The following is a 26,138-nucleotide window of genomic DNA, read 5'->3' on the forward strand; positions in this document are numbered from 1 at the left end:
TGACTCCGGAGCCGCCGGTGAGAGTTCGCGCGCAAGCTCGCTCCTACAAAGAGCCTCTATTCGAACAACGCATCCAGCGCCTGCTCCAGGCGCGTAACGGCGATGACCTGCAGGCCGGGCGGTGACTCCTTCGGCGCGTTGCCCTTGGGCACGATGGCGCGCTTGAAACCGTGCTTGGCGGCCTCCTTCAGACGCTCCTGACCACTGGGCACCGGGCGCACCTCACCGGACAGGCCGACCTCGCCAAACACCAGCAACTGGTGATCCAGCGGACGGTTGCGCAGGCTGGACATCACCGCCGCCATCAGCGCCAGGTCCGATGCGGTTTCCAGCACCTTCACCCCACCGACCACGTTGAGGAATACGTCCTGGTCGTAGGTCGGGATACCGCCGTGGCGGTGCAGAACCGCCAGCAGCATGGCCAGGCGGTTCTGGTCCAGGCCCAGGGTCACCCGGCGCGGATTGGCCAGGTGACTGGTGTCGACCAGCGCCTGTACTTCCACCAGCATCGGCCGCGAACCTTCCCAGGTAGCCATGACCACGCTGCCCGGCACCGATTCCTGAGCACGGGTGAGGAAGATTGCCGACGGGTTGGATACTTCCTTCAGCCCGCGGTCGGTCATGGCGAAAACACCCAACTCGTTCACCGCGCCAAAGCGGTTCTTCACCGCTCGCAGCAGGCGCAGGCGGCCATCGGATTCGCCCTCGAAATACAGCACGGTGTCTACCATGTGTTCCAGCACGCGCGGGCCCGCCAGCGAACCTTCCTTGGTCACGTGACCAACCAGGAAGATTGCCGTGCCGCTCTGCTTGGCGAAGCGCACCAGCAGCGCCGCACTCTCGCGCACCTGGGCGACGCCGCCGGGCGCGGATTGCAACTGCTCGGTGAAGATGGTCTGGATCGAGTCGATCACCATCACCTTGGGCTGCTCCTGGCGCGCCGTGGCGATGATGGTCTCGATGCAGGTCTCGGTCATGACCTTGAGCTTGTCTTCGGGCAGGCCCAGGCGGCGGGCACGCATGGCGACCTGCTGCTGGGATTCCTCGCCGGTGACATAGAGCGCCGGCAGGCGCGTGGCGATGTTGCAGAGGGTTTGCAGAAGGATGGTGGACTTGCCGATACCGGGGTCGCCGCCAATCAGCACCACCGAGCCGTCGACCAGGCCGCCGCCCAGGGCACGGTCCAGTTCCGCCGAGGCGGTGGAGAAGCGCGGCATCTCCTCGACGCTGACTTCGGCGAGGGTCTTGATGTTGGCCTGCTGACCGGCCCAACCGCCGCGGCCGGAGCTGCTGCTGCCGGAGCCACCGGTGGGCGTGGTGTCTATGACGGCCTCGACCAGGGTGTTCCAGGCGCCGCAGTCAGGGCATTGCCCAGCCCATTTGGGATAGGTGGCGCCGCACTCGGTGCAGCCGTACATGCGCTTGGCCTTGGCCATGGGCGGACTCCGTCAAAGACAAAGCCCGCATCATAGCCAATCGGGCCAGGCGCTTCAGCCCGCCAGGCGGCGGTACTGGCTCTCCATGTCGTGCTTGAGGCTCTCGCGGCGCATCAGCAGCGAAGCGAGGGTGCAATCAGGGCGCTCGATGCCCTCCTCCACACGCCCGATACGCTGGTCCAGCAATTCGTACTGCAACTTCATGCGCACCAGGCGCTCCTGGGCTCGCAGGGCTTCGACGTTACGCTTGGAGGGCTTGGTGACGGACTTGCCAGAGGACGAAATGGCTTTACGCATGGCGGTGGCACCAGTTGGAAAAGGATGACAGGAGCCTACGCCTCGCTCCGCCCAACACCCTTGACTCTGGTCAAGCTCAACCGGATCGCTTGAGCAGGTCGGCAATCTCGTCCTTCAGTGTCACGCGTTGCAGCTTGAGGGAGTTGAGAGCGAGGTCGTCCATCGCTTCGCGGCCGTCCTCGATGTCGTAGATCTTCTTGTCCAGCTCCTCGTAGCTGGCGGCCATGCGGGTGAAATTGGCGTCTTTCCCGTGCAATCGGGTCATCAGGGCCTTCTGCTCGGGAAATTCGCGGGACAGCGGATGATGCTCGAGCGGCATGGCGGGCCTCCTTCTGTGGATGCGTGGGCGTGATGGGTTGCCCGGTAATCCTAGACCAGGTTGTGAACCCGCCCAGCACCGCCGGTCATACGGTGTGAATTGGACGCTGCCGGGGTGTTCAGACGACGACGGGCCGCTAAACTGCGCCTGTCCCCATCTATTGCGTAACAAGGAGTCTGTGCATGAGTCTGCTTAGCGAATTCAAGGCCTTCGCCGTCAAGGGCAACGTGGTCGACATGGCCGTGGGTATCATCATCGGCGCCGCCTTCGGCAAGATCGTCTCGTCCTTCGTCGGTGACGTGATCATGCCGCCCATTGGCCTGCTGATCGGTGGCGTGGACTTCTCCGACCTGGCGATCACGCTCAAGGCCGCCGAAGGCGACGTGCCCGCGGTGGTCCTGGCCTACGGCAAGTTCATTCAGACCTGCCTGGACTTCATCATCGTCGCCTTCGCCATCTTCATGGGCGTGAAGGCGATCAACCGCCTCAAGCGCGAAGAGGCCGTGGAGCCCAGCGTTCCGCCGGTGCCGACCCCCGAGGAAACCCTGCTGACCGAGATCCGCGACCTGCTCAAGCAGCAGAACAACCGCGCTCCCTGAGCAGATCGCTGATCATCGGCCGGGTCAGGCTGGCGGCGTCAGCAGCACGCGGCCTATGCGCCGCTCGCTGACGTCCGTCACTTCCAGGCGCCAGCCCCCCAGCTCCAGCGTGTCTCCCTTGGCCGGCAAGCGGCCAAGGTGCTTGAGCGCCAGCCCGCCGAGGGTCTGGTACTCCGCTGTCGGGCGGGCGTGGAAGCCGACCCGCTCGGCGAGCGCACTCAGCGTCACCGCACCGTCCACCCGGTAGCCAGCGGCATCGGGCTCGATATCAGTGCCGGAGACTTCGCTGGCATCAGGCAGCTCGCCGGCGATGGCCTCCAGCACGTCGGTCATGCTCAGCATGCCTTCGAAGCCACCGAACTCGTTGACCACAAAGGCCAGGTGGGTCGAGGCCTCGCGCATCAATTCCAGCGCGCCCAGCACAGTGCTGCTGTCCGGCAGGCTCAACGGCTCGCGCAATAGAGGCAGGATGTCCAGCTCTCGGCCCTGCAACAGGTCCGCGAACAGTTCCTTCTTGTGCACATAGCCCAGCGGCTCGTCGATATTGCCTTCGCGGATCACCAGCAGGCGCGAGTACGGCGACTCCAGCAGCGCGCGGCGGATGTTCTCCGGGCTGTCGGCGACGTCCACGCGGTGCACCCGCTGGCGGTCGATCATCACGGCTTTCACCGGGCGCTCGGCCAGGCCCAGCACACCACTGATCATGACCCGCTCGCGGCGGTCGAACGGCGCTTCGCTGCCCTCCGCCGGGCCGACCAGGTCAGCGATCTCCTCGCCCACCTCGTCGGCATCCACCTTGCCACCCATCAGGCGCAGTACGGCGTGCGCGGTGCGCTGGCGTAGGCCACGTTGCCCGCGCTGGCTCTTCTGGCGCTTCCAGCGCACCAGTTGGTTGGCCATCTCGATCAGCAGGCTGAAGCCGATGGCGGCGTACAGGTAGCCTTTCGGGATGTGGAAGCCCAGGCCTTCTGCGGTCAGGCTGAAGCCGATCATCAGCAGGAAGCCCAGGCAGAGCATGATCACCGTCGGGTGCTCGTTGACGAAGCGGGTCAACGGCTTGCTGGCGACCATCATCAGGCCGATGGAGAAGATGACCGCGATCATCATCACTTCCAGCTGGTCGACCATGCCCACGGCGGTGATCACCGCGTCGAGGGAGAACACCGCGTCCAGCACCACGATCTGCGCCACTACCGGCCAGAAGGCGGCATAGACGCGCTTGCCATTGGAAGTGTGCACGCGGCCCTCCAGGCGCTCGTGCAGCTCCAGGGTCGCCTTGAACAACAGGAACAGGCCACCGAACAGCATGATCAGGTCACGGCCGGAGAAGCTCTTGCCGAATACTTCGACCAACGGCTCGGTGAGCGTGACCAGCCAGGAAATGCTCGCCAGCAAGCCCAGGCGCATCAGCAGCGCCAGCGACAGGCCGATCAGCCGCGCGCGGTCGCGCAGGTGCGGCGGCAGCTTGTCCGCGAGGATCGCGATGAAGACCAGGTTGTCGATGCCGAGCACCAGCTCGAGCAGGATCAGGGTGAGCAGGCCAAGCCAGGCCGTGGGGTCCATCAGCCATTCCATGCCGACTCACCTCGCTGGGTGCGCGCCATGGCAGGCCGGGAAGCAGCATCCGCGAGCGCGGGTGCCGGGGGAGGTTCGCCGATCACGGGCTCTACGGGGGTAGGCACCGGGGTCGGCTTCGTACTTTGACTGTCCATCGAGGTCCGAAAAAGGGGAAACGGACGCTTATCCTAAGGGCAAAGGCCGGGCGACCTAAGCGGACAATCTTTTCAAAATCTATCGAGCGATACTCACCAATAGTTTTCCACGGCGATCTGGCCGGGCTTGCGCGTCAGCGCCAGGCTCATGCCGCGGGCCTTCAGCACGGCACGGGTGTCCTCGATCATCTGCGGGTTGCCGCAGAGCATCACCCGCGAATGCTCAGGGGTGAGTTCCAGCCCGGCGGCGCGTTCCAGCTCGCCGTTCTCGATCAGCGTGGTGATCCGCGCATTCAGGCAGCCGGGCACCTGCTCGCGGGTGACCACCGGAATGAACTGCAGCTTGTGGATATGTTCGGCCAGGTGCTCCATCGCGCCGAAGCTGGCGATCAGGTCGCGGTAGGCCAGCTCCTTTTCCTCGCGGGCGCTGTAGACCAGCTTGATGGTCTCGAAGCGCTCCCACACCTCGAAGTCCTGCAGGATCGACAGGAACGGCGCCAGGCCGGTGCCGGTGGACAGCAGCCACAAGTCGCGACCATCGGGGAAGCGATCGAGGGTGAGGAAACCGAAAGCCTGACGATCCACCAGCAACTGGTCGCCGACGCGCAGGCGGCTGAGCTCGCTGGTGAACTCACCGCCGGGAACGACGATGGAGAAGAACTCGAGGAAGTCGTCGTGGGGCGCCGAGACCATCGAATAGGCGCGCCAGACGATGCTGCCGCTGGGCTTGTACACGCCCAGGCGGGCGAACTGCCCGGCGCGGAAGCGGTAGCCGCTGTCGCGGGTGGTGCGCAGGGTGAACAGGCTCGAGGTGAGCGTCTGCACCTCCACCAGGGTCTGGCGGGTGAACTTCTCTTCGCTGGCGGTCATCGTCCGCTCCTTTGCAGGCAACGGCCCATTTTCCCGTATTCAGGGCGATAGAAACACCCGCAAGGCTTGTGGCTATCCGCGGAGATCGCCACAAGCTTGCTCCAGATCACTGCCAGGGGATCAGTGCTTGCGGTTCACCACCTGGGCGGCGCGCAGCACATCGGTGCCGATCTCGCCTTCGAACTGCTTCCACAACGGCTGCATGGCGGTGCGCCAGGCATCACGCTCGGCCGGCGTCAGGGCGATAATGCGCGCCTTGCCGTTGGCCACCACGTGCTCACGCTCCTTCTGGTTCAGCGCCTCGGCGTCCTTGTTCACCTCGACGGTGACCTCTTCGATGATGCTTTCCAGCTGGGTGCGCACCGGGTACGGCATGCTGTTCCAGAACTTCTGGTTGCTGATCACCATGTAGCTGAGCACACCGTGGTTGGTCTCGGTGATGAACGGCTGCACGGTATCGAGCTTCTGGCTGCCGATGTTCGACCAAGTGTTCTCGGTACCCTGCACCTTGCCGTCCTGCAGCGCCTTGAGGGTTTCGGCGAAAGGCATCTTCACCGCCGTGGCATCGAGCAGGCCGAACTGCGCGTTGATCACCGAGGACGGCTGGATGCGGAAGGCCAGGCCCTTGGCATCGGCCGGCGCGCGCAGCTCGCGGTTGGCGGAAAGCTGCTTCATGCCGTTGTTCCAGTAGGCCAGGCCGTAGATGCCCGAGCGCGCCATGGAGTGCAGCAGCTCACGGCTCTTGTCGCGCTTCTGGAAGCGCTTCACCGCCTCCAGGTCATCGAACAGGAACGGCAGGTCGAAGACTTCCAATTGCTTGGTGTAGCCCTCGAACTTCGACAGCGATGGCGCCAGCATCTGCACCTTGCCGTCCTGCAGGGCCTGCAGTTCGTCGGCATCGCCGAACAGCGTGGAGTTGGGGAATACCTCGACCTTCACCTGGCCGGCCAGGCGCTCTTCCACCAGCTTCTTGAACAGCAACGCCCCGCGGCCCTTGGGCGTGTCGTCGGCAACGACGTGGGAAAACTTGATCACGATGGGCGCATCGGCGAAGGCCGCTTGAGCCACGAGGAAAAGGGCGGACAGGGCCACCCCGAGCAACGACTTGTACATCGACATCCTTATGCAATGGCAATAGCCCGGCGCGCGAACGAATGTCGCGTGTCGAGGATTCGTGAAGACTTGGAGTGGTGGCCGTCGGTCGGCGGAGGCGTGCTCCGGGATCGGGCCCTACCGGGTCGCCTGGAGCGCCCGGTTATTATTGGGAGGCCGCCGCGCAGCGATGGAAAGACGACAGCGGGCGGATAGGTCATAATTTTTCGGTATAACGCCGCCCTGCACAAGCAGATGATGGCCAACTGCTTCTCAGTTTGATGACAATCTCGTTGCAATCAGCCTCGTCTCATTGCGACTTCCAGCTCCACCTGTTTCCAGCCCTTCTTCGTTCGAGAGTCCCATGCCCGTCTTCGCCAGCCCCTTCGCCCAGCTCGACCTGGTCCGCCACCCCGAACAGCGCGAAGACCCGCTGCAGGCCTTCGATGCGGCGGACGAATACCTGCTCGCGCACCTCCACGAACAGGGCGTTGGCGCGGACAGCCGGGTGCTGGTGCTCAACGACAGTTTCGGCGCACTCGCCGCCAGCCTCGCGCCCCATGTAAAGGTGACCAGCAGCGGTGATTCACACCTGGGTTTCATCGCCCTGCAGCGCAACCTGGAACGCAACGGCCTGACCGACGCCCCGCTGACCTTCGTGCCCGCCAGCGAAACGCCGCAGGGCCCGTTCGGCCACGTGCTGGTGCGCGTGCCCAAGACCCTGGCGCTGCTGGAGGAACAACTGATCCGCCTGCACGGCCAGCTCGCGCCGGGCGCCAAGGTGGTCGCCGCCGGCATGATCAAGCACCTGCCGCGCGCCGCCGGTGATCTGCTGGAGAAGTACATCGGCCCAATGCAGGCCTCACTAGCGGTGAAGAAAGCCCGCCTGCTGGTCGCGACCGCCGAACAGCGCGCCGCGCCCTCCTCGCCCTACCCCAGCCGCTACCGCCTGGACAAACCGGCACTCACGCTGGTCAACCACGCCAACGTGTTCTGCCGCGACGGCCTGGACATCGGCACCCGCGCCTTTCTCCCGCACCTTCCGCAGATCCATCACGCCGTGCACGCCGCCGACCTGGGCTGCGGCAATGGCGTGCTGGGCATTGCCTTCGCCGTGCTCAATCCGCAGGCCGAGCTGACCCTGGTGGATGAGTCCTACATGGCCGTGCAGTCGGCCCGCGAGAACTGGCAAGCGGCCCTCGGCGACCGACCTGTGGATATCCATCCCGACGATGGCCTGGCCAGCCAACCTGCCGACTCGCTGGATCTGGTGCTGTGCAACCCGCCCTTCCACCAGCAGCAGGTGGTCGGCGACTTCCTCGCCTGGCGCATGTTCCAGCAGGCCCGCGCGGCGCTTGTTACGGGTGGCGAGCTGTGGATCGTCGGCAACCGCCACCTGGGCTACCACGCCAAGCTCAAGCGCCTGTTCCGCGGCGTGGAGCAGGTGGCGGCAAATCCGAAATTCGTGGTGCTGAAAGCGACCAAATAAGCGACTGGCATTGCTCCGGCCCGCGCGCCGGAGCAGCATGGATCGCCTTCGCCAGGACGCACGCCATGACCGCACAAGAGCCCTCCCCCTCTACACCGGAACTGATCCGCAGCGCCGACGGCGTCAACCTGGCGCTGCGCCTCGTGGGCCCTGCGGATGGTGTGCCCGTCGTGCTGACCCACGGCACCTTTTCCAACCATCGAAGTTGCCAGGGGCTGGCCAACTTCCTCGCCGGACAAGGGTTCGCCTGCTGGCTGTTCGAATGGCGCGGACATGGCGACAGTGAGCGCAACGGTTTTATCCACAGCTTCGATGATGTCGCCGAGCAGGACGTGCCGGCGATTCTCGATGCGGTGAGCCAGCGCAGCGGGCAAACGGCGCTGCACTGGATCGGCCATTCCGGCGGCGGATTGATCGTCGCCATGTGGGCGGCGCGCCATCCCGAACTGGCGCAGCGGCGGCTGCGCTCGATGGTGCTGATCGGCTCCCAGGCCACGGCGGCCGGGGCCAGTCTTTCTCATCGGCTGGCGGTGCTCGGCTACGACTGGCTGCTACGCTGGCGACGCGTCGCGCCGAGCCGGGCGAAGAGCGTTGGGCCGGAGGCGGAGAGCGCACGGCTGATGCGCCAGTGGTGCCAGTGGAACCTGCGGCGGCGCTTCGACTCGCTGGCGGGGTTCGACTATCTGGCTGGACTGGCGAACGTCGATTTACCGGTGCTGGGCGTGGCAGGCAGCGGCGATACCTTCATCGCTCCGGTTGCCGGGTGCGAAGCCCTGGTGGAAGCGTTCGGCGGCAACGACGCGAAGCTGGAGCTGTTCGGCCTGGCGACCGGCGCGCGAGAGAATTACAGCCATAACCGACTGCTGCTGTCGCGCAATGCCAGCCAGGAAATCTGGCCGCGTATCGCACAGTGGCTGGAACAGCGCTGAGACCGCGAGATTCGGTGCTGCCGGGATTCGCGAGCAAGCTCGCTCCTACACAGAGCGCGCCCTTGCATACCTGTAGCACCGTAGGGCGCATAACCTGGCACAGGTTATCCGCCGGCATCTGCTCGGCGGATAACGCTGGCGCGTTATTCGCCCTACGACACTGGAGTTCTCCTGTAGGAATGAGAGGGACGCCCAGTCCTTGCTCGCGAACCTGTCAGGAGCGCAGGGCTTCCGGGGTGTCTACGTCTCGCAAGACACCCGCGTCTTTCACTTCAACGACGACGCAACTGGCACGATGCGCCTGCACCACCGTGCGGGCGCCTTCATCGCCAGTGAGCTGCGTCAGTTCCGGCCAGAAGTCACGACCGAACAGCACGGGGTGGCCACGCTGGCCATCGTGAAGCGGAAAGAGAATGGTCGAGGCACCGGCCGCATCGGCGAGCGCACGCAGGGTTTCCGCTGCGATCCACGGCATGTCGCCAAGCAGAATGGCCGCGGCCTGGGCGTCGGAATCCTGCAATGAGGCTGCACCCGCGGCAAGGCTGTGCCCCATGCCAAGCGCTGCGTCCGGGCTGTGGATAACGCGGCAGCCAACCGGCAGACCGAAGGCCTCCGCCTGCTCGCCAGCACGCAGCACCACCCGCACGTCATTGAACACGGCCTGGGCCCGCTCGACGCTATGCGCGAGCAGGCTGCGCCCATCCGGAAGAACGGCGCGGCGCTTGTCCGCGCCGAAACGCGAGCCCTGGCCGGCGGCCAGGATCAGCGCAACGGCTGTCACAGCGCCTCGCGGGCGACACCGCTGCGCGTGCGCAGGATGTCGGCAAGCACCGCCAGGGCAATTTCCGCCGGGGTCTTGCTGCCCAGGTTGAGGCCGATGGGCGCGTGCACGCGCGCCAGCTCAGTCTCGTTCAGGCCACCGATGCGGTGCAGGCGTTCGCGGCGCTTGTCGGAAGTGGTGCGCGAACCCATGACGCCAATGTAGAACGCTTCGGTGCGCACGGCTTCGAGCATCGCCAGGTCGTCGATCTTCGGGTCGTGGGTCAGCGCCACCACGGCGGTGTCCGCGTGGCAGCCGCCGTTGGCGATGAAGATCGACGGCAACTCGCGGCGGATTTCGATGCCGTCCAGCACCACGCCATCCAGCGCCTCTTCGCGGGGATCACAGAGGATCACTTCGAAGCCCAGGCCCTTGCCGAACTCCGCGCAGAAATGCGCGACGCTGGAGTAGCCAGCCAACAGCAGACGCTGTGCCGCGCCGACGCGCAGGCGAACGCTGGCTTCATCCCGCTCCACGCGCGGGCCGTGCTCATGGTCGTCACTCAGGCGGCGGCTGCCGTCCTGCAGGTTCACTTCACGCAGCAGGCGGCGCTGGCCAAGCAGCGCCGACTCCAGCTCGCGCAGGTGGGCCTGCACGTCGCAATCGGGCGCGAGGTTTTCCACCAGGACGTCGAGGATGCCGCCGCAGGGCAGGCGGATGTTCGTGCGGGTATCGGTGCCGTCGCCATAGCGCACGACGACTACCGGCTCGCTGAACTCGCCTTCGGCGACGCGTTCGAGAAAGTCATCCTCGACGCAGCCGCCGGACAGCGAACCCACCCACTGGCCGCTGGCGTTGACCGCCAGCAGCGAGCCCGGCGCGCGGGGCGCCGAGCCGTAGGTGAAGAGCACGCTGCACAGCCACACGCGCTGGCCGGCGTTGGACCACTGGAGCGCCTGCCGGACTACTTGCAGATCGAGATGCTGCACGACTCACTCCGCTTTGAGTTGAGCGACCTGTTGTACGCCCATGTCGCCCGGCAGGCCACCCCAGGCCTGGCGCAGGTAGTTGATCAGGTCCGTGAGTTGCTCGTCACTGAGCTTGTCGGCAAAGCCCGGCATCGGCTGCATGCGCTCGAAACCGGTGAACTGCTGCTCGCGGATGCCTTCGACGATGACCTTGGCCAGGTTGCGCGAATCGGCCAGGCGCAGGGTGGTGTTGCCCTGCATGGCCACGGCGATGTGCGGCTTGCCCTCGCCATCATTGCCGTGGCAGCCGGCGCAGACGTTGAGGTACTGCTGGCGGCCACGCTTGGCGCTGTCGCTGAGCTGGTCCTCGGCCACCGCCTTGACCACCTTGGCCTGCGGCGGCTGTTCGCCGAGCAGGTAGGTCGACATGGCGGCGAGGTCCTCGTCACCCAGGTGCTGGGTGCTCAGGTGCATCACCGGGAACATCTCGTTGAACATGCTGCCCTGCGGGCTCATGCCGTGCTTGAGGAAACCGGTCAGGTCGGCGCTGGTCCAGCCGCGCTCGGCCAGGTCCTGGGCCAGCAGGCTCGGGGCGCTGTAGCCGTTGAGCAGGCCGCCGGTCAGGCGCTTGTCCTGCTCCAGGGCGCCGATCTGGTTGCGCGGGGTGTGGCACTCGCCGCAGTGGCCGAGCACTTCCACCAGGTACTGGCCGCGCTTGTAGGGCTCGCTCTTGCCCTCGGTGTTTTCCAGCTGGACGCTCTTGCCGTAGAGCATGTTCCAGCCACTCAGGCCCATCCGTACGTTGAACGGGAAGCTCAGGCTTGTTTCCGGCGCGGCACGGTGCACCGGCGTCTGGCTCATCAGGTAGGCGTAGAGGGCATCGCTGTCCTCGCGCTTAATGAGGTGGTACGAGGTGTAGGGCATGGCCGGATAGAGGTTGGCGCCGTCCTTGCGCTTGCCCTCGGTGAGGGCGGCGAAGAACTCGTCGGCGCTGTAGTTGCCGATGCCGAAGTCCTTGTCCGGGGTGATGTTGCTGCCGTAGATGGTGCCGAACGGCGAGTGGATCGGCAGGCCGCCGGCGAACGGCGCGCCGCCCTCGGCGGTGTGGCAGGCCATGCAGTCGGCAGCGCGGGAGACGTACTCGCCGCGCTTGATCAGCTCCTGGTCAGCGGCTTGTGCGCTGAGCGCCAGGCCGAGGCCGACAGCCAGCGCGAGGCCGGAAAGAATGCGCTGCATGCTCAACCCTCCTTGACCAGGCCGAGATCGGTCAGCACTTCGCGGGTGGCGTCGTAGTAACGCACGTACCCGGTGCAACGACAGATGTGGTGGCCGAGGCTCGCCTCGATGGTCGATTCCAGTTCGCTCTTCTTCAACGGCTGGCGCTGGGCCTTCTCCACCAGCACGGTGGCGGCGTTGACGAAGCCCGGTGCGCAGTAGCTGCACTGGAAGGCGAAGCGGTCGACGAACTTCTGCTGGATGGGGTTCAGTTCCTTCACCGAACCGTCTTCCTCGCGCTTGGCGTGGCCCTCGATGGTGCGCACCTTCTTGCCTTCGAAGTAGTGCGCGCCGGTGATGCAGGTGCGCACTTCCTCGCTGGTGCCGTCGGGGTTGTCGACGATCACCACGCAGGCATGGCAGATGCCCTGGCCGCAGCCCAGGCGCGAACCGGTGAGGTTCTGGTATTCGTGCAGGTAGTCGATCATCGGCAGGTCCTCGGGAACCTCGACCGGACCGACGGTTTGACCATTCAAGGTCAGGTTGAGCGGACGGTTAGCCATTGAGGGCCTCCTTGATGCGAGCGGGGGTGATGGGCAGGTCGCGGACGCGCTTGCCGATGGCATGGGCCACGGCGTTGCTGATGGCGCCGACCACCGGGATCATCACCACTTCGGCGATGCCCTTGGACGGGTCGCTGGGCGAGAGCGGCGGAAGGATTTCCGAGCTCTGCTGCCAGACGGCCACGTCCTTCGCCTTCGGGAGACGGTAGCGGTTGAAGTTCCAGTCGCCCTCGCCCGGGCCACCCTCGTACAGCGGCATGTCTTCCAGCAATGCGTGGCCGATGCCCATCGCGGTGCCGCCCTCGATCTGGCCTTTCACCAGTTCAGGCACCAGCACGCGGCCACACTCGATCCAGCTGTGGTGGTTGAGCACACTGACTTCGCCGTTGCCCTTGTTCACCTTCAGCTCGACGATGGTCGCCACCGGGCTGTAGTAGGTCACGGCGGCGTTGTTCAGCTGCACCGGCGGATAGGCCACGTTCTGGCGATCCAGCAGGTGGAAGCCGGCGCTGTTCATTTGCGCCTTCTTCACACCCGGCGCGCCGTCGCCGTATTTCACGGCCAGGGCGTCCAGCGGCAGGCGGTCGCGCACGCCGTCGATGACGTAATCGCACTCCGCCCAGCTCCAGCGGTTGAAGCCGTGGACGGTGGCGCCAGTGACCAGGCCCTTCTCGTGAGCGACCTGCGCCAGCTCGGCGAACGACAGCGGCTGCAGGCCGTTGGCGGTGAGCCTGCCGTCGACCCAGTGGGCGTCCTCGCGGCGCACCACCAGCGGATTGGCAGCGCCGTTGAACGGGCCGCGACGCCAGATTTCCAGGGCCGCCGGCCACAGGCCGTGGTTGAACAGCACGCGCGCCGCTTCACGGGTGGCGTGGCTGAAGTAGTAGGCCGAGTTGGTCGCCGACGACGCCGAGGCGTATTTGCCGACCCAGCGCGGGTTGCGCAGCTTCTCGTCCTGGGTCGGCTGGCTCATGGTGTAGGGGTCTTCACCGCTGATCAGCTGCAGTTCCGGCCACTCGGTTTCGGCGGTCTTCATCTCGTCCGCCGGCTTGCCGAGGAAGTCGGCCACCACCAGCGCCTGGGAGGTCGACATGCCAGTGCCGATCTCGATGCCGATGTGGCGCATGTGCACCTTGCCGGTGGCATCGAACTCGATGCTCGCCATGGGCGCTTCCGAGCCGGTGCCGAAGTCCTTCTGGCAGATGGCGAAGCCGACGCCGTACCAGTGGTCCGGGTCCTTGGCGTCCATCGACTGCTTGCGCGCGTCGCGGGTCTTCCACCACTCGTGGGCGGCGGCCTTGTCGAGGATTTCGTGCAGGCGCAGCGCACCGGCAGGGATCGCGCCCTGGGTGTTCTTCATGCCCGACTTCAGCGCGTTGACGCGGCGCAGTTCGATGGCATCGACGCCCAGGCGACCGGCGATCTCATCCACCATCATCTCGGTGGCGGCCATGCTCTGCAGGGTGCCGTAGCCACGCATGGACCCGGCCTCGACGGCGCGGGAATGGTAGGCGGTCACCTGCAGGTCGTTCTGCGGCATGTAGTAGATCGACTGCGCGGCGGTCGCGCCCACGGCGGCCACGGACGGGCTGTAGTTGATGCGGCCGCCGCCGTCCACGCTCATCTCGGTGCGGAAGATCTTGAAGGTCATGTCCTTCTTGTCCACCGCGAGCTGGTAGCGGATGTCGAACGGGTGGCGCTTGATGCCGCTCTGGAACTGCTCGTAGCGGTCGTTGGCCAGGCGCACCGGTACACCGTTGCCGTACAGCGCAGCCAGGGCCGCGTAGTAGACGAAGATGTTGTGGTCCTTGGAGCCGTAACCCACGGTGTAGCCGGGGTGCATGTTCAATTTGGCCAGGCCGAAGCGCGACGGGGCGATCATGTGCGCCGTCTCGTAGGCCGCTTCGAACGGGCACTGGGTGGCGACCACGAAATGCAGGGTCTTGCTCGCCGGGTCGTACCAGCCGTTGCCGTTGTCCGGCTCCATGGCGGCCGGCTCGATGGACGGGGTCTTGTAGCGTTCGTCGAAGACCAGCCAGTTCTCCGGCGGGTTTTCGATCTGGTCCTTGATCTTCTGCGCGTAGAACAGGCCCTGCTCGGTGAGGTCACCGTGCTGGTTGGGCTGCTGGTTCCACACCGGTTTGCGCTCGCGGATCATCGGGAAGAGGATCGAGTCCTTGAGGCTGGAAAACTCGTCCGGATCGGCCGAAGTCGCCCCGCCCACGCGCACGTAGCGGAAGCTGCCGTAGGGGTCGCCCTGGTACAGCGGCGCCTGCGCACCGTAGCGGATCGCCTTGTCGTTGAACTTCATCTTCAGCTTGGCCTGACGGAAGCGCTCGAAGTCGTTCCAGATCAGGATCGCCACCGGGTGGCCGATGAACATCGGCACCTTGCCGCGCGGCAGCAGCGGGTCCGGGGCATGGGCTTCGGGGAAGACGATGCCGTCCTTGTCCAGGTCCTCGGCGGTGACGATGCGGTCCGGCTGCAACTCGGCGCCCAGCCAGGCGAGGTCGATACCGTCGAAGATGCGGTCGGCCTTGATGGTCTTGAGCAGCATGGCGTGGCCCTGCTGCTGCGGCCAGCCGGGCATGTCCTTGGAGCGGATGTCGCGGGCGAACACCTTGTTGCCGCAGACTTTGGACAGCGCGTCGTTACGGAAGCGCGCCTTGCCGTCGTGGCCCATCCACTGCTGGGGCGAGACGGTGACGGAGTTTTCCATCAGGGCAGCGAAGGCCCGGCTGCCGAGCGGCGCCATGGTCACGCTGACACCGGCAATCAGCCCGCCTTGCAGGAAGGCGCGCCGGGAAATATCACGGTTGGACATGGTTCATCCTCTGGGCGGTGAAGGTCCGCCCATGTGGTTTTTTCTGTGCTGGAGAGAGTTCGGAGGCCGCGGAATCGCGGGCGTCTCGGGGATGGCGCCGGAGGAAAGATCCTGCAGGAAAACCTGACTCTTCTGTCAACTTTAGCGCACCTCAATAGTGCGAAGCAAAGTCAATCGGACAGCTTGTCGCGGAGATGAAAATTTTAGTCGACAGGTCGCGACTATTCGCCAATAGCAAAAAGCCTCGGCGACAAGCGGAAAAGTGTTACGCCGTGCTACGCTGCACGCCCCTTGCTTAGCCTCCTAACGACCTCTCCAGAAAAGCCTCCAAGATGACCGCCGAAGCCACGTCCCTGCTGCGTCACCGACCTTTTCTCGCCTTCTGGCTGGCCCGCGTCTGCACCGCCAGCGCCTTCCAGATGATCACCGTGGCCATCGGCTGGCATATCTACGAACTGACCCACAACGTGCTCGACCTGGGCCTGGTCGGGTTGGTGGAATTCACCCCGCGCGTACTCTTCATGCTGCATACCGGTCACGTCGCCGACCGCTACGACCGCCGCCGCATCGCCTCGCTCTGCCAGGTCGGCCAGGGCTTGATCGCCGTGGCGCTGGTGGTGGGCGCCAGCACCGACAACGTGACCCGCGAGATGATCTTCGTGATGGCCTTCCTGCTGGGCACCGCGCGGGCCTTCGAGATGCCGACCACCCAGGCGCTGCTGCCGAACATCGTGCCCACGGCACTGTTCCCCCGTGCCGTCGCCGCGTCCGCCTCGGCCATGCAGGCGGCGACCATCGCCGCGCCGGCCTTCGGCGGCTTCCTCTATGCCTTCGGCGCGTTCTGGGTCTATACGCCGACCGCAATCCTTTACTTCATCGCCTGCACCCTGGTGCTGACCCTGCCCAAGCGCCAGGCGCCGGCGGCGCAGGGCAAGGCGACACTGGAATCGCTGCTGGCGGGCATCCGCTTCATCCGCAGCCGCCCGGACATCTTCGGCGCCATCTCGCTGGACCTGTTCGCCGTGCTGCTGGGTGGCGCCACCGCACTGCTGCCGGTGTTCGCCAAGGACATCCTGCTCACCGGCCCGTGGGGCCTGGGCCTGCTGCGTTCGGCGCCGGCGGTGGGTGCGCTGCTGATGTCGTTCTGGTTGGCGCGCTTCCCCATCGAGCGCAACGTCGGGCGGATCATGTTCGCTGCCGTGGGCGTGTTCGGGGTCACCACCATCGCCTTCGGCCTGTCGACGTCCTTCTGGTTCTCCCTGGCGGTGCTGGTAGTGCTGGGCGCGGCGGACATGATCAGCATGGTCATCCGCGGCGCCTTCGTGCAGCTGGAAACCCCGGACGAGATGCGCGGCCGGGTCAGCGCAGTGAACGGCCTGTTCATCGGCGCCTCGAACCAGCTGGGCGAGTTCGAATCCGGCGTCACCGCGCACTGGCTCGGCACGGTGCCGGCGGTGGTGCTGGGCGGTGTCGGTACGCTGATTGTCACCGGCGCATGGATGAAGCTGTTCCCCACGCTGGCCAAGCGCGACAAGCTGCACTGAGCCTGATGTTTCTGTAGGAGCGAGCTTGCTCGCGAGCCGGTTCACCGGTGGCTCCGGAATTGGCCGGTTCGCGAGCGAGGACTGTGGGTCTCCCTCGCTCCTACAAACAGCCCCGAATAACCGGCGAAAAAAATCCCCCGCTGGAAGCACCGGCGAGGGATGTGGGAACGGGCGCCGGGGGACGGCGCCCGGATGGGATCGATTGCGCGGCTAGTGCGGCGTGCCCAGCCCCGCCGCGCTCATGAACAGGCGCATCAGCCAGGCTGCGACGCCCAGGCCGGCGACGCTCAGCGCCCAGATCAGTACCAGCCAGCCGAGCCGCTTGCGCAGCGGCGCCTTCTCCTGCTCTTCATGGGTCATCACGCGCACCTCTAGTGGTAGCCGTCGCCGTGCTTCACCTTGCCGCGGAACACGTAGTAGCTCCACGCGGTGTAGACGAGGATGAAGGGAATGATGAACAGCGCGCCCACCAGCATGAAGCCCAGGCTCTGCGGCGGCGCCGCGGCATCCCAGATCGACATCGACGGCGGGATGATGTTCGGCCACAGGCTGATGCCCAGGCCGCTGTAGCCGAGGAAGATCAGCGCCAGGGTGAGCAGGAACGGCTTCACATGGTCATTGCGCGCCACCGAGCGCAGCAGGCTGTAGAAGGTCAGCAGCACCAGCAGCGGCACCGGCAGGAACCAGAACAGGTTCGGCAGGCTGAACCAGCGCTGGGCGATTTCCTCGTGGGCCAGCGGCGTCCACAGGCTGACGATGCCGATCACTGCCAGCAGCACCAACGCCAGGGGCTTCGCCAGGTCATGCATGCGCTGCTGCAGCGGGCCCTCGGTTTTCATGATCAGCCAGGTGCAGCCCAGCAGGGTGTATGCCACCACCAGGCCGAGGCCGCAGAACAGCGGGAACGGTGCCAGCCAGTCCAGCGCGCCGCCGGCGAAGGCGCGGTTTTCCACCGGGATGCCCTCGATGAAGGCCCCCAGCGCCACGCCCTGGAAGAAGGTCGCCACCAGCGAACCGACGATGAACGACTTGTCCCAGATGTGCCGTTTCGCCGGCCGGGCCTTGAAGCGGAACTCGAAGGCCACGCCGCGGAAGATCAGCCCCATCAGCATCAGGATCAGCGGCAGGTACAGCGCCGAGAGTACCGCCGAATAGGCCACCGGGAAGGCGCCGAACAACGCCGCGCCGCCCAATACCAGCCAGGTCTCGTTGCCGTCCCAGACCGGCGCCACGGTGTTCATCATGACGTCACGGTCGCCCTCGTCCTGGCAGAACGGATAGAGCATGCCGATCCCCAGGTCGAAGCCGTCCATCACCACATACATCATCACGCCGAAGATGATGATGATCGCCCAGATCAGCGGAAGGTCGATGCCCATGCTCAGTTCCTCCCTGCCGGACTGTCGGTTTCATCGTCGTCGAGGCCCTCGGCGGTCGCCGACAGCGGCCGCGCCGGAGTACGTTGCTGGCCAGCGCCACCCTGGCTGGTTTCGCGCCCTTCATGGGTGATCGGGCCCTTGCGCACCAGGCGCATCATGTAGCCGATGCCCACGCCGAACAGCGAGAAGTACACCACCACGAACATCACCAGGGTGATGCTCATCTGCGTCACGCTGTGGTTGGACACCGCATCACTGGTACGCATCAGCCCGTAGACCACCCACGGCTGGCGACCGATCTCGGTGGTGAACCAGCCGGCAAGGATCGCGATCAGGCCGGACGGCCCCATCCACAACACCAGCTTGAGGAAGGCGCGACTCTCGAACAGCCGCTTGCGCCAGCGCAGCCAGGCGCTCCACAGGCCGACGAAGATCATCAGCATCCCCAGGCCGGCCATGATGCGGAACGACCAGAACACGATGGTGGAATTGGGCCGGTCGGCCTTCGGGAAGTCCTTCAGCGCCGGGATCGGCTCGGTCAGGCTGTGATTCAGGATCAGGCTGCCGAGTACCGGAATCTCGATCTTGAAGCGGGTTTCCTCACGCTCCATGTCCGGCCAGCCGAACAGGATCAACGGGGTCGGTTCGCCGCTGCTGTTATCCCAGTGGCCTTCCATCGCGGCGATCTTCGCCGGCTGGTGCTTCAGCGTGTTGAGGCCGTGGGCGTCACCGACCATGGCCTGGATCGGCGCGACGATCAGCGCCATCCACATCGCCATCGACAGCATCTTGCGGATCGCCGGGTTGTCGCGGCCACGCAGCAGGTGCCAGGCCGCCGAGGCGCCAACGAAGAAGGCGGTGGCAACGAACGAGGCGATTGCCATGTGCAGCAGGCGATAGGGGAAGGACGGGTTGAAGATGATCGCCACCCAGTCCACCGGCACCACCACGCCATTGACGATCTCGTGGCCCTGCGGGGTCTGCATCCAGCTGTTGGAAGCGAGGATCCAGAAGGTCGAGATCAGCGTGCCGATCGCCACCATCACCGTGGCGAAGAAGTGCAGGCCGGGGCCGACGCGGTGCCAGCCAAAGAGCATGACGCCGAGGAAGCCGGCCTCGAGGAAGAAGGCGGTCAGCACTTCGTAGGTCAGCAGCGGGCCGGTGACGCTCCCGGCAAACGCCGAGAAGGCGCTCCAGTTGGTGCCGAACTGATAGGCCATGACGAGGCCGGAGACCACGCCCATGCCGAAGTTGACGGCGAAGATCTTCGACCAGAAGTGATAGAGGTCGCGGTAGACCTCCTCATGGGTCTTCAGCCACAGGCCTTCGAGCACTGCCAGGTAGCTGGCGAGGCCGATGGTGATGGCAGGAAAGATGATGTGGAAGGACACGGTAAAGGCGAACTGGATCCGAGCCAGGTCGAGCGCCTCTAATCCGAACATGACGATTCCTCTTCAGGCTGACGCCCACCCCACGGAGGGTCGGCACCGTACCTTGCGCATGCGCAGGGCGTTCTTGCGTGATGTCTGTGTTGCTTGATGGATCTTTTTCGAGCCACCGATCTCCTGTCGGTTCGGGTTTCTTTCGCTGCTCAATCAGAATGGACCGCCATCCGCATTGACGCCGCTCAAGAAAACGACTCGATCTTACGCGTGCCTGCGGCGCAGCCTGGAGTGGTGGGTTGCCGCGCGACGGGGTGTCGCGCGACAGGATGTCTCATCCGATCAGCCCGTTCGATATGAACAAAATCGAATATGAAAATGAAAAATTAATATTTTATTGGAATAAAAAAGCCGGATAACTTTCGCCTCAACCGCTGCCAAGTGAGCTGCGGAAATAGAATCCACCGCCCGTACGAAGGCCCCATCCCGGCCGGCCCGGACGCCAGCGGTCATCTGCCCCACAAGGACATCGCAATGAAAAAGCTGCTGCTTCTGACCGCCCTCGCCGCTGCCTTCACCACTTCCGCCTTCGCCAACGAGAAGCTGGTCGTTGCCGCCACGCCGATCCCCCACGCCGAGATCCTCGAGCTGATCAAGCCGACCCTGGCCAAGGAAGGTGTGGACCTGGAGATCAAGGTCTTCACCGACTACGTGCAGCCCAACGTGCAGGTCGCCGAGAAGCGCCTGGACGCCAACTACTTCCAGACCAAGCCCTACCTGGACAACTTCAACAAGGGCAAGGGTACCAACCTGGTCACCGTGACCGGCGTGCACGTCGAGCCCTTCGGCGGCTACTCGAAGAAGTACAAGTCCATCGACGAACTGCCGGACGGCGCCACCGTCGCCATCCCCAACGAAGGCAGCAACAGCGGCCGTGCCCTGCTCCTGCTGCAGAAGGCCGGCGTGATCAAGCTCAAGGACCCGAGCAACGCCCTGGCCACCCCGCGAGACATCGCCGAGAACCCCAAGCACCTGAAGTTCAAGGAGCTGGAATCGGCCCTGCTGCCGCGCGTGCTGGACCAGGTCGACCTGGACCTGATCAACACCAACTACGCGCTGGAAGCCAAGCTCAACCCGGTGAAGGACGCGCTGATCCTCGAGGACCGCAACTCGCCCTACGTGAACTACCTGGTGGCGCGCCCGGACAACAAGGACAGCGATGCGCTGAAGAAGCTCTCCGCCGCCCTGACCAGCCCGGAAGTCAAAGCCTTCATCGAGAAGAAGTACAACGGCGCCGTGGTGCCCGCCTTCTGATCCGTCGCCCGGCCATCCGCCGGGCGCAACGACTCCCACGCTGGGCGCGCCCTTGGCGCACCCGCTTCAACGCCGGTGGGCAGGTTCCACCGGCGTTTTTCTTTCCCAAGGACTTGCCATGAGCGACCACGCCAAAGGCCCTTCCACCCGCGCCGTACACAGCGGCCACGACGCCGACCGGCGCATGGTCACCCGTGCCAAGAGCCAGCCGATCTACCAGAGCTCGGTGTTCGTCTACGACTCCCTGGAGCAGGTCGACGACTTTCTCGCCGGCAACCCCGACAACTACATGTACACGCGCATCGGCAACCCCAATCACAGCGCCGTGGAGGAATTGCTGCGCGACCTGGAAGGCGGCGAGGACGCGCTGTTCTCCGCCTCCGGCATGGCGGCCATTTCCGCCGCGCTGCTCGGCGTGCTCGGCGCCGGTGATCACCTGATCGCCAGCCGCGAGCTGTACGGCACCACCCAGAGCCTGATCGAGAAGGAGCTGACACGCTTCGGCATCGCGGCCACCCTGCTCGACCTCAACGACCTGGCCGCGGTGAAAGCGGCGATCACCCCGACCACGAAACTGATCTACACCGAGACCGCCTCCAACCCGCTGGTGCGCGTGAGCAATGTCCCGGCGCTGGCCGATCTCGCCCACCGCCAGGGCCTAAAGCTGCTGGTGGACAACACCTTCCTCTCGCCGGTGCTCTACCAGCCGCTGCACGATGGTGCCGACCTGGTGATCCACAGCACGACCAAGTACCTGAACGGCCACAGCGACGCCATGGGTGGCGCACTGGTCGGCGACGCACAATGGATCGCCGCGGCGCGGCGTTTCCAGATCAATGCCGGCGGCAGCGCCAGCCCCTTCGAGAGCTGGCTGAATTTCCGTGGCGCGAAAACCCTCGCACTGCGCATGCGCGCGCATTCGCAGAACGCCCAGGCACTGGCCGAGGCCCTCGAGGCGCACCCGCAGGTGGAGCGCGTCTACTATCCCGGCCTGCCCTCGCACCCGGACCACGCACTGGCGCAACGCCTGTTCCGCAAAGGCCACTCGGGCATGCTCAGCTTCACCCTGAAGGGCGGCCTGGACCAGGTCGACGCGCTGATCGGCGCGCTGCAACTGGCCGCCTTCGCCCCGTCGCTGGCCGGTGTCGCCAGCAGCATCACCCACCCCGGCAAGACCTCGCACCGCGCGCTGTCCGCCGAGGCCCTGACCGCGCTGGACATCCACGACGGCACCATCCGAGTCTCGGTGGGCATCGAGGACAGCGAGGACATCGTCAGTGACTTCCTGCAGGCGCTGGACGCGCTCTAAGAGCAGAAGGAGATTTTCCATGAACGCACCCCACGCGCCGCTACCGCTGCTGACCTTCCCCGACGCCGACAAGAGCCCGCTGAGCATCCGCGCCAAGGCGCTGGTGTTCTTCGACCCGCGCTCCCATGAAGTGCGCGACGAGGTGGAGCGCCTGGCGCCGTTGCCGCAACCGGTGCTGATCCATGGCGAGACCGGCACCGGCAAGGAGCTGCTGGCCCGCCACATCCACCGCGCCAGCGAGCGCCCCGGCCTGTTCGTCGCCGTGAGTTGCAGCGCGCTGAGCCGCAACTACGCCGACGCCGAGCTGTTCGGCTACGCACCGGGCGCGCACAACGGCCCGGTAGGCAGCCGCGCCGGCTGGTTCGGCTCGGCCAATGGCGGCACCCTCTATCTCGACGAGATCGCCGACCTGCCGCTGTCGCTGCAACAGAAGCTGCTGCGCGTATTGCAGGAGCGTGAAGTGCTGCGCGTCGGCGCACGCGAGCCGGTACCGGTGGACGTGCGTCTGGTCGCCGCCACCAGCATCGATCTGGGGCAGGCGGTGAAGGCGGGGAAATTCCTCGAAGGACTGCAGCAATACCTGCACGACGGCAACCTCACGCTGCCACCGCTGCGCGAGCGCATCGGCGATATCCAGCCGCTGGCCGAGTACTTCCTCGGCGTGCACGCACAACGCCTGGAACTGCCGGTGCCACAGATCGCCAGCGACACCCAGCGTGCGCTGGAACGCTATTCCTGGCCGGGCAATATCCGTGAGCTGGAAAACGTCATCCACTTCGCCCTGCTGGTCAGCCCGGACGAAGAGATTCGCCCGGAGCACCTGAATTTTTCAGGGGGCGCGGCCGGGTCAGGCGGCATAGCGGGGACAGGCGGGAAAACGGAAGTGAACCAAGCGGCGCTGGAGCGCCTGGTGCGCCAGCCCGGCGTCGAGGCGCAGTTACGTGCGCTGCTGCAACGCCTGGAGCACGAGCGCGGCTGATACCGCGCTGTAGTCGCCAGCGCGACCCGAAGGGCCGCGCACGGGCGACAGGGCAGTCTTACTTGGTGGCGGTGTTGGAGTGCGCGACCACCGGAGTGCACGACGGGTTGGTCAGCTTGGCCGGATCGGTCAGCAGGCCCGGCATCATGCGCGAGGTGCAGTTGAACACGCGGCCTTTGGTGGTGGTGGCAACGTAGGAGAGTTCCTGGCCACCCAGGGCGTCCGGTTGGCCGGCCTTGACGTCGCTGACGACCAGCTCGTCCGAGGAAGCCAGACCGATCATCTGGGCGGTGGCGGCCTGCAGCGGAACGATGGCCTGGTTGGTGGTCATGGTCTGGCAGCCAGCCAGCGAAGCGAAGAGTGCAGTGGCAAGGGCGATGCGTTTGAAGTCCATCTCGAGATGCTCCCTGTTGGTGGTTTTTGTCCTGCCGGGGGAGACTAACGGAATCAACAAGTCAATCGCCATAGCCGATTCACAAGTTTTTCACGAAAAACTGCACACTCGTTCAAGCTTCCGGAATTGAAGCCGCTCTATTTCGGCGATTGTGCTACGGGAGTACCTGTTTCTCGCCGCTGACAGCCGTTTATCGCGTCAAAGCCAGAGCCTGCGCTGAACCGTTTCACCTTTGGCGACGAATGGTCGCAGTGAAAGGCCGTGCCGACTTGCAGGTCGGCAGGAGGGAATCCTGAGCAGGAAGTCAAAATCAGGACTATTCACCACAAACACCGAACAAAGCAGCTTCATCGACCACATCAATACCGCTCATCAAGACCATTCACTTCTTTTTGTCACAATGTTCAGGGAAAATGGCTATCAGGCAGTCGGGACCCATTTTCCCCGGCGCCATTGGAGATCATCGTGACTTTCGCCGCTCTTGCTAACTTTTTCGCCGCCACCGCTTTCCTGACCGCGCCAGTCAAGGCCGATCCGGAGCGCCGTGAGATTCGTGAGGCCAAAAAGAACCGCCGCAAGTAAGCAGTACCCGCTCCGCTCGGCCCTTTTGACAGGGCCGGCGGCGGGACCATCGGTCCCGCCGATTGGCTTTCCAGGGCCTTCCCGTGTTTTCATTGAATGCTTGTTCAAGGAAAAATCCGAGGGACCCCGCCCGTTTTGTCCGCTGCACAATCGCCCCCGTCCGTAACACCCCCACCCTCCATGCGCATGAACCCACCGGTCTTCTACGGTGCGGCCGCGCTGATCCTTCTCTTCGCCCTGATCGTCATCAGCCAGCCCCAACGGGCCGGTGAATGGCTGCTCGCCGCACAGTCCTGGGCCGCCGATACCGTCGGCTGGTACTACCTGCTGGCGATGACGCTGTACCTGATCTTCGTGGTGGTCACCGCGCTTTCCGGCTACGGAAAGATCAAGCTCGGTGCCGACCACGACGAGCCGGAATTCAGCTACCTGTCCTGGGCCGGCATGCTCTTCGCCGCCGGCATCAGCATCACCCTGTTCTTCTTCTGCGTGTCCGAGCCGCTGACCCACTTCGCCCAACCGCCGCAAGGCGAAGCCGGCACGCCGGAAGCGGCGCGGCAGGCCATGCAGCTGCTGTTCCTGCACTGGGGCCTGCACGGCTGGGGCGTGTTCGCCCTGGTGGCGATGGCGCTGGCGTACTTCGCCTACCGGCACAACCTGCCGCTGGCGCTGCGCTCGGCGCTCTACCCGCTGATCGGCAAGCGCATCAACGGCCCCATCGGCTACACCGTGGACTGCTTCGGCATCATCGCCACGGTGTTCGGCCTGGGCGCGGACATGGGCTTCGGCGTGCTGCAACTCAACGCCGGGCTGGACTTCCTGTTCGGCATCGCCCACAGCCATCCGGTGCAGATGACGTTGATCGCGCTGATGATGGGTGCGGCGATCCTGGTCGCCGTCTCAGGCGTGGACAAGGGCATCCGCCTGCTCTCTGACATCAACATGCTGCTGGCCTGCGCGCTGCTGCTCTTCGTGCTGTTCGCCGGCCCCACCCAGCACCTGCTCAACACCCTGGTGCAGAACATCGGCGACTACCTCGGCAGCCTGCCGACCAAGAGCTTCGACCTCTATGCCTACGGCAAGGACGGCAGCGACTGGCTGGGTGGCTGGACGGTGTTCTACTGGGCCTGGTGGATCGCCTGGGCGCCCTTCGTCGGGCTGTTCATCGCGCGCATCTCGCGCGGGCGGACGATTCGCGAATTCGTCTTCGGCGTGCTGTTCATCCCACTGGGCTTCACCCTGGCGTGGATGTCGATCTTCGGCAACAGCGCACTGGATCAGGTACTCAACCACGGCTTCAGCGAGCTTGGCCGAGTCGCCATTTCCGATCCGTCCATGGCGCTGTACCAGATGCTGCAGAACTACCCCGCGAGCCGTGTAGTGATCGCGGTGACGGTGCTGGTCAGCTTCGTGTTCTTTGTTACCTCGGCGGATTCCGGCACCGTGGTGCTCTCCACACTCTCCGCCCACGGCGGCAGCGCCGACGACGATGGCCCGAAGTGGCTGCGGGTGTTCTGGGGCGTGGCCACCGCGCTGGTCACCGGCGGCCTGCTGTTCGCCGGCAGCATCGATGCGCTGAAGTCCGCCGTGGTGCTGACGTCACTACCCTTCTCGCTGATCCTGCTGCTGATGATGTGGGGCCTGCACAAGGCGTTCTATCTTGAATCCCAGCGCCAGCGCGCGCGCACCCACTCCCTGGCGCCACCGCCGTCGGCCAAGCCCGGCGGCTGGAAGCGGCGCATCTCCCAGGCGGTGCACTTCCCCACGCGGGACGAGGTGTACCGCTTCATGGTCGACGTGGTCAGCCCGGCGATTGCCGAGGTGTCCCAGGTATTCCGCGAAAAGGGCCTGCAGGTGGAGTCCGACCTCGACCTGGGCAACCTGGAGCTGGTCCTGGAAATCGGCCACGGCGAGCAGCACACGTTCCTCTACCAGGTGTCGATGCGCGGCTACTTCACTCCGTCCTTCGCCCGCGCCGGCATGGGTGGCCTGCACCTGAAGAACCGTCGTTACTTCCGCGCCGAGGTGCACCTCTCCGAAGGCAGCCAGGACTACGACCTGATGGGCTACAGCAAGGAGCAGATCATCAACGACATGCTCGACCAGTACGAACGGCACCTGCAGTTCCTGCATCTGGTGCGCTAGGTTCGGACTTGCGCACCAGATGCAGGAGCGAGCCCCC

At 65.2% G+C, this 26,138-nt stretch carries 23 protein-coding genes; 8 read left to right on the forward strand and 15 right to left on the reverse strand.

The annotated features are described in order from the left end of the window. Positions 1-56: 56 nt before the first annotated feature. The 3 genes from radA to RS899_RS22580 form a co-directional block, all read right to left on the reverse strand. Complete coding sequence (gene radA, locus RS899_RS22570; RefSeq protein WP_024764781.1) at positions 57-1,436, reverse strand: DNA repair protein RadA; 1,380 nt, start codon at positions 1,434-1,436, stop codon at positions 57-59. 54 nt (positions 1,437-1,490) lie between these two features. After that, positions 1,491-1,733 (reverse strand): hypothetical protein, encoded by a 243-nt coding sequence (locus tag RS899_RS22575; protein ID WP_054906514.1) that lies wholly within the window; start codon positions 1,731-1,733, stop codon positions 1,491-1,493. 76 nt (positions 1,734-1,809) lie between these two features. Continuing rightward, positions 1,810-2,052, reverse strand: a complete 243-nt coding sequence (locus RS899_RS22580) for a YdcH family protein (RefSeq protein WP_054906513.1) — start codon at positions 2,050-2,052, stop codon at positions 1,810-1,812. Between the two features lie 182 nt (positions 2,053-2,234). Here RS899_RS22580 and mscL point away from each other — a divergent pair, with 182 nt between their 5' ends. Continuing rightward, on the forward strand, positions 2,235-2,651 hold the full coding sequence (mscL, locus tag RS899_RS22585) for a large-conductance mechanosensitive channel protein MscL (RefSeq protein WP_024764778.1): 417 nt from the start codon (positions 2,235-2,237) through the stop codon (positions 2,649-2,651). Between the two features lie 24 nt (positions 2,652-2,675). Here mscL and RS899_RS22590 read toward each other — a convergent pair whose 3' ends face one another. From RS899_RS22590 to RS899_RS22600, 3 genes are all read right to left on the reverse strand, one after another. Further along, a complete protein-coding gene (locus RS899_RS22590) occupies positions 2,676-4,226 on the reverse strand; it encodes a TerC family protein (RefSeq protein ID WP_054906512.1) in 1,551 nt (516 codons plus the stop codon). A gap of 230 nt (positions 4,227-4,456) precedes the next feature. After that, positions 4,457-5,233, reverse strand: coding sequence for a ferredoxin--NADP reductase (locus tag RS899_RS22595; RefSeq protein ID WP_315808115.1), 777 nt, complete (start codon positions 5,231-5,233; stop codon positions 4,457-4,459). 120 nt (positions 5,234-5,353) lie between these two features. Beyond that, positions 5,354-6,346 carry a TRAP transporter substrate-binding protein gene (locus RS899_RS22600; protein WP_054906510.1) on the reverse strand — a complete coding sequence of 331 codons (993 nt, stop codon included), beginning with the start codon at positions 6,344-6,346 and terminating at the stop codon, positions 5,354-5,356. A gap of 343 nt (positions 6,347-6,689) precedes the next feature. Here RS899_RS22600 and RS899_RS22605 point away from each other — a divergent pair, with 343 nt between their 5' ends. Then, a complete protein-coding gene (locus tag RS899_RS22605; protein WP_315808116.1) occupies positions 6,690-7,814 on the forward strand; it encodes a class I SAM-dependent methyltransferase in 1,125 nt (374 codons plus the stop codon). Between the two features lie 65 nt (positions 7,815-7,879). Beyond that, positions 7,880-8,743: an alpha/beta fold hydrolase gene (locus tag RS899_RS22610; protein ID WP_315808117.1), complete on the forward strand. Its 864-nt coding sequence runs from the start codon at positions 7,880-7,882 to the stop codon at positions 8,741-8,743. Positions 8,744-8,957: 214 nt separating this feature from the next. Here the strand turns inward: RS899_RS22610 and RS899_RS22615 are convergent, their stop codons facing one another. Genes RS899_RS22615 through RS899_RS22635 form a run of 5 tightly spaced genes read right to left on the reverse strand, consistent with a single transcriptional unit; the run spans position 8,958 to position 15,073 of the window. Further along, entirely contained in the window at positions 8,958-9,524 is a 567-nt protein-coding gene (locus RS899_RS22615) for a nucleotidyltransferase family protein (protein WP_315808118.1), read from the reverse strand. Beyond that, complete coding sequence (locus tag RS899_RS22620; RefSeq protein WP_054906506.1) at positions 9,521-10,492, reverse strand: XdhC family protein; 972 nt, start codon at positions 10,490-10,492, stop codon at positions 9,521-9,523. The genes RS899_RS22615 and RS899_RS22620 overlap by 4 nt, the downstream gene beginning before the upstream one ends. A 3-nt stretch (positions 10,493-10,495) precedes the next feature. Further along, positions 10,496-11,707, reverse strand: a complete 1,212-nt coding sequence (locus tag RS899_RS22625; RefSeq protein WP_054906505.1) for a cytochrome c — start codon at positions 11,705-11,707, stop codon at positions 10,496-10,498. A 2-nt stretch (positions 11,708-11,709) separates the two neighbouring features. After that, entirely contained in the window at positions 11,710-12,249 is a 540-nt protein-coding gene (locus tag RS899_RS22630; protein ID WP_024764769.1) for a (2Fe-2S)-binding protein, read from the reverse strand. After that, on the reverse strand, positions 12,242-15,073 hold the full coding sequence (locus RS899_RS22635; RefSeq protein WP_233297248.1) for a xanthine dehydrogenase family protein molybdopterin-binding subunit: 2,832 nt from the start codon (positions 15,071-15,073) through the stop codon (positions 12,242-12,244). The genes RS899_RS22630 and RS899_RS22635 overlap by 8 nt, the downstream gene beginning before the upstream one ends. 332 nt (positions 15,074-15,405) lie before the next feature. On the opposite strand from RS899_RS22635, the gene RS899_RS22640 reads away from it, so the two are divergent. Beyond that, entirely contained in the window at positions 15,406-16,617 is a 1,212-nt protein-coding gene (locus RS899_RS22640) for an MFS transporter (RefSeq protein WP_054906503.1), read from the forward strand. Positions 16,618-16,827: 210 nt separating this feature from the next. Here the strand turns inward: RS899_RS22640 and RS899_RS22645 are convergent, their stop codons facing one another. Genes RS899_RS22645 through RS899_RS22655 form a run of 3 tightly spaced genes read right to left on the reverse strand, consistent with a single transcriptional unit; the run spans position 16,828 to position 19,438 of the window. Continuing rightward, complete coding sequence (locus RS899_RS22645) at positions 16,828-16,977, reverse strand: DUF2474 domain-containing protein (RefSeq protein ID WP_037007166.1); 150 nt, start codon at positions 16,975-16,977, stop codon at positions 16,828-16,830. A gap of 11 nt (positions 16,978-16,988) precedes the next feature. Continuing rightward, entirely contained in the window at positions 16,989-17,996 is a 1,008-nt protein-coding gene (gene cydB, locus RS899_RS22650; protein WP_054906502.1) for a cytochrome d ubiquinol oxidase subunit II, read from the reverse strand. Positions 17,997-17,998: 2 nt separating this feature from the next. Next, a complete protein-coding gene (locus RS899_RS22655) occupies positions 17,999-19,438 on the reverse strand; it encodes a cytochrome ubiquinol oxidase subunit I (RefSeq protein WP_024764766.1) in 1,440 nt (479 codons plus the stop codon). 474 nt (positions 19,439-19,912) lie between these two features. Here RS899_RS22655 and RS899_RS22660 point away from each other — a divergent pair, with 474 nt between their 5' ends. The 3 genes from RS899_RS22660 to RS899_RS22670 all read left to right on the forward strand — a co-directional run bounded on the left by RS899_RS22660 (position 19,913) and on the right by RS899_RS22670 (position 22,980). Next, positions 19,913-20,692 (forward strand): MetQ/NlpA family ABC transporter substrate-binding protein, encoded by a 780-nt coding sequence (locus RS899_RS22660; RefSeq protein WP_024764765.1) that lies wholly within the window; start codon positions 19,913-19,915, stop codon positions 20,690-20,692. 118 nt (positions 20,693-20,810) lie between these two features. Beyond that, the gene (locus RS899_RS22665) at positions 20,811-22,001 is read left to right on the forward strand and encodes a PLP-dependent aspartate aminotransferase family protein (protein ID WP_315808119.1); all 1,191 of its coding nucleotides are present in this window, start codon (positions 20,811-20,813) and stop codon (positions 21,999-22,001) included. Positions 22,002-22,020: 19 nt separating this feature from the next. Then, a complete protein-coding gene (locus RS899_RS22670; RefSeq protein WP_315808120.1) occupies positions 22,021-22,980 on the forward strand; it encodes a sigma-54-dependent transcriptional regulator in 960 nt (319 codons plus the stop codon). Positions 22,981-23,038: 58 nt separating this feature from the next. On the opposite strand, the gene RS899_RS22675 is transcribed toward RS899_RS22670, so the two are convergent. After that, a complete protein-coding gene (locus tag RS899_RS22675; protein WP_024764762.1) occupies positions 23,039-23,374 on the reverse strand; it encodes a hypothetical protein in 336 nt (111 codons plus the stop codon). A gap of 768 nt (positions 23,375-24,142) precedes the next feature. On the opposite strand from RS899_RS22675, the gene betT reads away from it, so the two are divergent. Then, entirely contained in the window at positions 24,143-26,101 is a 1,959-nt protein-coding gene (betT, locus tag RS899_RS22680; protein WP_139092886.1) for a choline BCCT transporter BetT, read from the forward strand. The last annotated feature ends 37 nt before the right edge of the window (positions 26,102-26,138 follow it).

This window comes from Pseudomonas sp. C9-3 (assembly GCF_032392015.1).
GTDB classification, from domain to species: domain Bacteria; phylum Pseudomonadota; class Gammaproteobacteria; order Pseudomonadales; family Pseudomonadaceae; genus Pseudomonas; species Pseudomonas nitroreducens.